At 42.1% G+C, this 5,730-nt stretch carries 6 protein-coding genes; 2 read left to right on the forward strand and 4 right to left on the reverse strand.

What is annotated here, in order from left to right; genetic code table 11:
* Positions 1–131: 131 nt before the first annotated feature.
* A complete protein-coding gene (gene queA / locus V7D75_RS02670; protein WP_442968905.1) occupies positions 132–1,394 on the reverse strand; it encodes a tRNA preQ1(34) S-adenosylmethionine ribosyltransferase-isomerase QueA in 1,263 nt (420 codons plus the stop codon).
* Between the two features lie 174 nt (positions 1,395–1,568).
* Positions 1,569–2,654 (reverse strand): DNA polymerase IV, encoded by a 1,086-nt coding sequence (gene dinB / locus V7D75_RS02675; protein ID WP_333613295.1) that lies wholly within the window; start codon positions 2,652–2,654, stop codon positions 1,569–1,571.
* 360 nt (positions 2,655–3,014) lie between these two features.
* Between dinB and V7D75_RS02680 the strand changes: the two genes are divergently transcribed.
* Positions 3,015–3,260 (forward strand): hypothetical protein, encoded by a 246-nt coding sequence (locus V7D75_RS02680; RefSeq protein WP_333613296.1) that lies wholly within the window; start codon positions 3,015–3,017, stop codon positions 3,258–3,260.
* Between the two features lie 83 nt (positions 3,261–3,343).
* Here the strand turns inward: V7D75_RS02680 and maiA are convergent, their stop codons facing one another.
* Positions 3,344–3,988 carry a maleylacetoacetate isomerase gene (gene maiA / locus V7D75_RS02685; RefSeq protein ID WP_442968906.1) on the reverse strand — a complete coding sequence of 215 codons (645 nt, stop codon included), beginning with the start codon at positions 3,986–3,988 and terminating at the stop codon, positions 3,344–3,346.
* 87 nt (positions 3,989–4,075) lie between these two features.
* Between maiA and V7D75_RS02690 the strand changes: the two genes are divergently transcribed.
* On the forward strand, positions 4,076–4,939 hold the full coding sequence (locus V7D75_RS02690) for an IclR family transcriptional regulator (RefSeq protein WP_333613298.1): 864 nt from the start codon (positions 4,076–4,078) through the stop codon (positions 4,937–4,939).
* Between the two features lie 67 nt (positions 4,940–5,006).
* Here V7D75_RS02690 and V7D75_RS02695 read toward each other — a convergent pair whose 3' ends face one another.
* Entirely contained in the window at positions 5,007–5,582 is a 576-nt protein-coding gene (locus V7D75_RS02695; protein ID WP_333613299.1) for a VOC family protein, read from the reverse strand.
* Positions 5,583–5,730 lie beyond the last annotated feature (148 nt).

Here is a 5,730-nt window from a genome sequence, read left to right on the forward strand (position 1 = left end):
GAGGTAAATGACAAGACATGTGCAGCCCTTTAAAAATAAGTATTAACTATGTTGTTATAACAAAATAGCGTTTAGTTTACCAGTTTATTTCGCCAACGTTATAAGCAATATATTTATTGTTTGCTTAATGTTCATGCTTGCACATTTACTTTTTTATCAAGGAGCATGGCGTCACCGTAGCTAAAAAAACGATATTGGTTATCAATAGCATGTTGGTAAGCTTGTTCAATCGGGGCTTTACCTGCAAATGCAGACACTAACATGAGTAACGTAGATTTTGGCAAATGAAAATTCGTAAGCAGTTTATCTATCACACCAAATCTAAACCCAGGATAAATAAAGATATCAGTATCACCCGCCCAGCTAGAAAGCGCTTGTCCATTAACCGCTGTTTTTTGATAAGCGGTCTCAAGGACGCGCGTCACTGTCGTGCCTATTGCAATCACCTGTTTGCCATTAGCATGGGTTTGGTTGATGAGGTCGGCGGTAACTTGAGGCAGATGAGCGTATTCGCTATGCATGGTGTGATTGAGTAAGTTGTCGGTTTTGACTGGCGCAAACGTACCAGCCCCTACATGCAAGGTAACAAAAGCAGTATTAATGCCTTTAGCAGCCAGCTTATCTAGGACGAGTTTATCAAAATGCAAGCTGGCCGTCGGTGCAGCAACGCTGGCAAGTTTGGCTGGATCATGAAAAACCGTCTGATAACGGGTATTGTCAGTCGCATCGGCGTGGCGCTCAAAGTAGGGCGGAATAGGCAGCTCACCATAACGCTCTAAATCTGGCAAAATCGGCGCTTCAAAAGCTAAGATAAATAAGTTTTCTTGACGACCTATGACCACAGCCTGCATATGACCATCAGCAATCTCTAGTCGTTGCCCAATCTTAGGTGCTTTACTGGCTTTAACATGACAAAGGGCGATATGCTCTTGGTTAATGCTCTTGCCATCTGTCGTTTCTAGCTGTAAGACTGTGCTATCTAAATCTGAAATGTTAACCAAACGCTCAATCAGCACTTCGATCTTACCGCCCGTATCTTTTTGCCCAAACAAGCGCGCTTTCATGACTTTGGTGTCGTTAAAGACAATTAGGTCGCCCGCATTGAGCAGATCGGCTAGCTCAGAGAATTGTTTGTCTATAATCTGGCTGTCGCTATCTTTTTGCTGATTGGTGGCTAAATAAAGTAACTTTGACGCCGAACGCTGCGCTAGAGGATAACGAGCAATTAAGCTGTCCGGCAGTTCATAATCATAATCATCAACACTCAGATATTCTAAAGTTTCAGCATTTTTATCTAGCATCTTATTAGTGATTTTAACGCTGCTCTTGTCAAGATTTTTGTCAGCAGTATCGGTGCAAGTCGTATCTAAGTTTACAGGTTGAGAATCAGTCATAGTCAGTCTTTCAGTAGATGGAGATTTTGACGTAATTGTAGCAGAAATGCAGATATGAAAGAACGTTTTCCTAAGCTGCTACCGTTCATATTAAAGCTGAAAATAAATTAAATAGCCTAAGCAATAGTTATTGAGTACTTAAAATTTATCTTTATCTTTGCAAGTAAAGTGCCATTATTCAAACAAATCTAACTGTGGCAAGATTTGAGTAGCAGGCATCAATGAAGAAAACGTCACCCCGACAAGCCTGATAGGCAGTAAGCGCGGAATATCTAAAAATAGCTTATCAAGCCAGTAATGGGCAGATTCGGCACTATCAAAAGCGGTAGATAAAGTATGTGAGCGCGTAACTTGGGTAAAGTCAGCGTATTTTATTTTAAGGGTAATGGTATAGGCGATGAGCTGTTTTTTGCGTAACTGATTAAAGGCATCGGTATTTTGCTCATAGATTTGTCTGCGTAGCTCGTCATCTTGATTCAAATTATCCCTAAAAGTCGTCTCAGAGCCTACCGACTTGTGTGTACGCTGCGATTTAACGGGGCGTTCGTCACGGCCATGAGCGATGTCGTGATAAAACTGACCGCGCTTGCCAAACTCATTGACCAATAGCGCAGCGGGCGTGCGTCGCAGGTCAGCGCCATTACTGATACCCATCGCATGCAAGCGCCGAGCAGTCGCTTTACCAATACCGTGAAAACGCTCAATGGGCAACGCGCTAATAAAGGCGTCGGCCTCCGCTGGCGTGATAACTGCCGTACCATTAGGTTTGTTAATATCAGAGGCAATCTTGGCGAGCATTTTATTAAACGACACGCCTGCAGACGCATTAAGCCCCGTCTGCACTAAAATCTGTGCTCGTAGCCAATTTGCCATTAGCGTGGCTGAGCCGTGATGTACGCTCAATCCTGTCACATCAAGATAGGCTTCATCTAACGATAATGGTTCAACTTGCGGCGTTAAACGGTGCATAATACGGCGAATATCTTGACTGACCGCGCGGTAGACATCAAAACGCGGCTGCACAAATATGACATCTGGGCAACGTTTACGCGCCTCATAACACGACATGGCGGAGCGTACACCAAACTGACGCACCTCATAGCTTGCCGCCGCAACCACGCCGCGACCATTTGGATCCCCACCAACGACTAGGGGCTTGCCGCGCAGTTCAGGAAAGTCGCGTTGTTCCACACTGGCATAAAAAGCATCCATATCGATATGAATAATTTTACGAGGAGTAGGTTGAATAAGAGCGGTCATAACCACTATTTTACCTGATTTTATTATGAGTTTTAGCCTATATTGCTAATAGAAATTATAAAAGACTGAGCTTAATTTTGGGCTCATTATTTTATCTATCCTTAAATAAGGCGCACCTTGTAAAAAAGTATAAATTTATACCGCTTGTCCTTAAATACCTACCGTCTGTCGGGAATATTACTATCATATGTTACAGTTTTGCTGCTAACGTTTTACACTAGAGTTACTAGTAGAATAATGAGTTGTTAATCAATTTAACGACCTATGGAGTATTATTTTTAATAAAATAGGAAGTTGTTAGAGCTCGCGTCATTCTTATGGATTGAGTAATGCTAAAGCAGGATAGCTAAGGAGCTTGGTATGAATAATGAGCTAAAAGGGAGCGATTTAACCCGCGCGCTACTTAAACGAGGTTATAAGCGCGTATGGTGTGCGGTCGATGATGAAAGTGATGAGCAGGCGATAAAGGATCAATGTGGTAATGATTTTACCGCTTATATCGTGTCATTTAAAAATGGCTGCTTTTATTGTAGTGGGGGCATGTCATGGCTATGTGCGGTACCTATTAAGATAGTGGCGGTCACGCAAAAAGAGATGAAAATTTGAGCAGCGATATAAATAGAAAGTTATCCCTATTTAATAACCTCTAAATTAAGGGCAGTTCTTTTTTAGAGGTTATTTCTTTGAGGTTAAGCGTTTGGTGCATCAGGTTGCCGCATAGGGTCGGCGTCAGCAAAGGCTTTTAGCGTGCGGCAATGGGCGTCAATTTGGACAATATTTGGGTAAGGATTTAAGTCCACTTCAAAACGCCGCGCCGAAGAAACTTGCGGGATCAAATAACAATCTGCAAAGGTCGGGCTGTCACCGTAGCAAAATTTCCCGCGAGTTTTGTCAGCGACCAGACGTTTTTCTAACGCAGCAAAACCTTCACTTATCCAGCGATTACACCATTTTATGACCTCAGCTTCATCTACCGACAGCTCATTGCGTAGATATTGTAAAACACGGCGGTTATTAAGCGGATGGATATCACAGCCAATCATTGCGCTTAACGCCCGTACTTGCATACGCCCCGCAGCGTCTTTAGGCAATAATGGATTTTTAGGATAAACCTCTTCTAACCATTCTAAGATAGCGGGACTTTGAAATAACAGCAAGTCATCGGCTTGTAAAACAGGTACCAATCCTTGTGGATTAAGCGATAAAAATTCGTTTTTTAATTGTTCATCTTGCGCCAAATTAATCGCAATATAATCATAATCTAAGCCTTTTAGGTTCATCGCGATACGCGTACGGTAAGACGTGCTACTGCGAAAATAGCCATAAAATGTCATCATTATTTATTCCTTTTATTATGTTGTCTTGTTGGGTATATAAATGGGTATAATTATTGATAAAGTAAATAATTAATTGAGCAAAACATGCCCGTATCTGAAAACCTGCCAGACAATCCTACTACCAATAAAAACCAAGGTGGCGTGCAGTCACTTGAGGTTGGATTGTCGGTGTTAGATGTTCTTATCGATCAAAATAAGCCTATGATGTTAAAGGACGTCGCTCAAGCTGTACAAATGCATCCAGCAAAGTGTCATCGCTACTTGGTCAGCCTTATTCGTAAAAATTATGCACGTAAGCTAAGTGATGGGCGTTATGGGCTTGGCGCTCGAGGAAATTCGCTTGGGCATGCGGACTTCAATCAACACAATCTATTAGAGCGCCTGACGCATGTGGCAACAGAGATTAAAGACACGATAAACTGTGCGGTTCAAATTGCCAAATGGTTTAGCGAAGGTCCGATTATCATTCAATCGGTTGAGCCAGACAGCCCGATTAGTATCATCACTCGTATCGGTTCGCGTATGCCATTGACGACATCAGCGACAGGGCAGCTGTTTGCCAGTTATCAGCCAGAAACGATTATTAAGCCATTGGTTATCTCTGAATGGCAGACAAATGATAATGACATTATCGCAGAGCGATGGCAGAATTTTAACCAGTTGCGCGCCAAAATTCTTACCCAAGGCTATGCCACGGTTACCGGTGATATGCTGATGGGGATTAATGCCATTACCATTCCAGTGCTTGTGCCGCCACTAGAAAGCAATACTACTAATCAGCCGCTTAGTAACAATCAACTAACGGCTAATGACAAACCATCTGCTGAAAGCTTGCCATTAGAATATGCCATTACCATCATTGGTACCACCGAGCAGTTACCAATGAGTGAGCAACATAACGGGGTTGAGCAAATACTAGCCATTGCGCGACGCTATCAAATAGCCTAGTCAAAACTTGCTATCTAACTTAATTAGTGAATAAAGTAAGTTTTAACTATTGCATAAATTGACGCTATTACTCACCAACGGGCGCCACGTCTCTTGCTTCAGCGAGTTCTTCTGCGTGTAAAAACTGCGTATGAGCGGGTGCACGTTTGGTACGTGACCATTCATATAGCATCTCGTGCTTCATCTCTTCCGTAATCATCGAGACTTTTTCTTCTGAGGTAACATCATCGTAGGTGAGTTCCATACGATGGCCATTAGGATCAAAGAAATAGATAGAATGAAAAATACCGTGATTGGTCACGCCAACCACGTCAATACCATTTGCTTCTAAATGCTTTTTTGCCGCTATTAAGGCATCGCGGTCTTTTACCTTCATGGCTAGGTGTTGTACCCAGCTTGGTGTATTGGGGTCAAAGCCCATTTCAGGTTGATTGGGTACTTCAAAAAACGCCAAGACATTGCCATTACCGGCATCTAAAAACACATGCATATAAGGGTCAAAGGCTTTGGTCGAGGGGACATGGTCCTCAGCGAATGCTAAGATAAAATCCATATTGAGATATTTTTTATACCATCCAACGGTTTCTTTATCATCCTTACAGCGATAGGCCACGTGATGGATTTTTTCAATTTTAAAACTCATATCAAACTCCTTTTGATAAAGCGTCCAACTTAATTGGCTGTCAGCATTTCGCTAAACTAAGTAGTGATAATTGTCTAACAGCCTAAGTAATTTTTTTACGCTTGTCTGATTTGTAATTACTTTATGAAATAGACTTATTTGTCAAAAT

The organism is Psychrobacter sp., assembly GCF_036731945.1.
GTDB lineage: Bacteria > Pseudomonadota > Gammaproteobacteria > Pseudomonadales > Moraxellaceae > Psychrobacter.

Coding starts and splice junctions, on each gene's coding strand:
- dinB (WP_333613295.1), bottom strand. CDS start 2,654: ATGACCGCTCTTATTCAACCTACTCCTCGTAAAATTATTCATATCGAT.
- V7D75_RS02690 (WP_333613298.1), top strand. CDS start 4,076: ATGCCCGTATCTGAAAACCTGCCAGACAATCCTACTACCAATAAAAAC.
- V7D75_RS02680 (WP_333613296.1), top strand. CDS start 3,015: ATGAATAATGAGCTAAAAGGGAGCGATTTAACCCGCGCGCTACTTAAA.
- V7D75_RS02695 (WP_333613299.1), bottom strand. CDS start 5,582: ATGAGTTTTAAAATTGAAAAAATCCATCACGTGGCCTATCGCTGTAAG.
- queA (WP_442968905.1), bottom strand. CDS start 1,394: ATGACTGATTCTCAACCTGTAAACTTAGATACGACTTGCACCGATACT.
- maiA (WP_442968906.1), bottom strand. CDS start 3,988: ATGACATTTTATGGCTATTTTCGCAGTAGCACGTCTTACCGTACGCGT.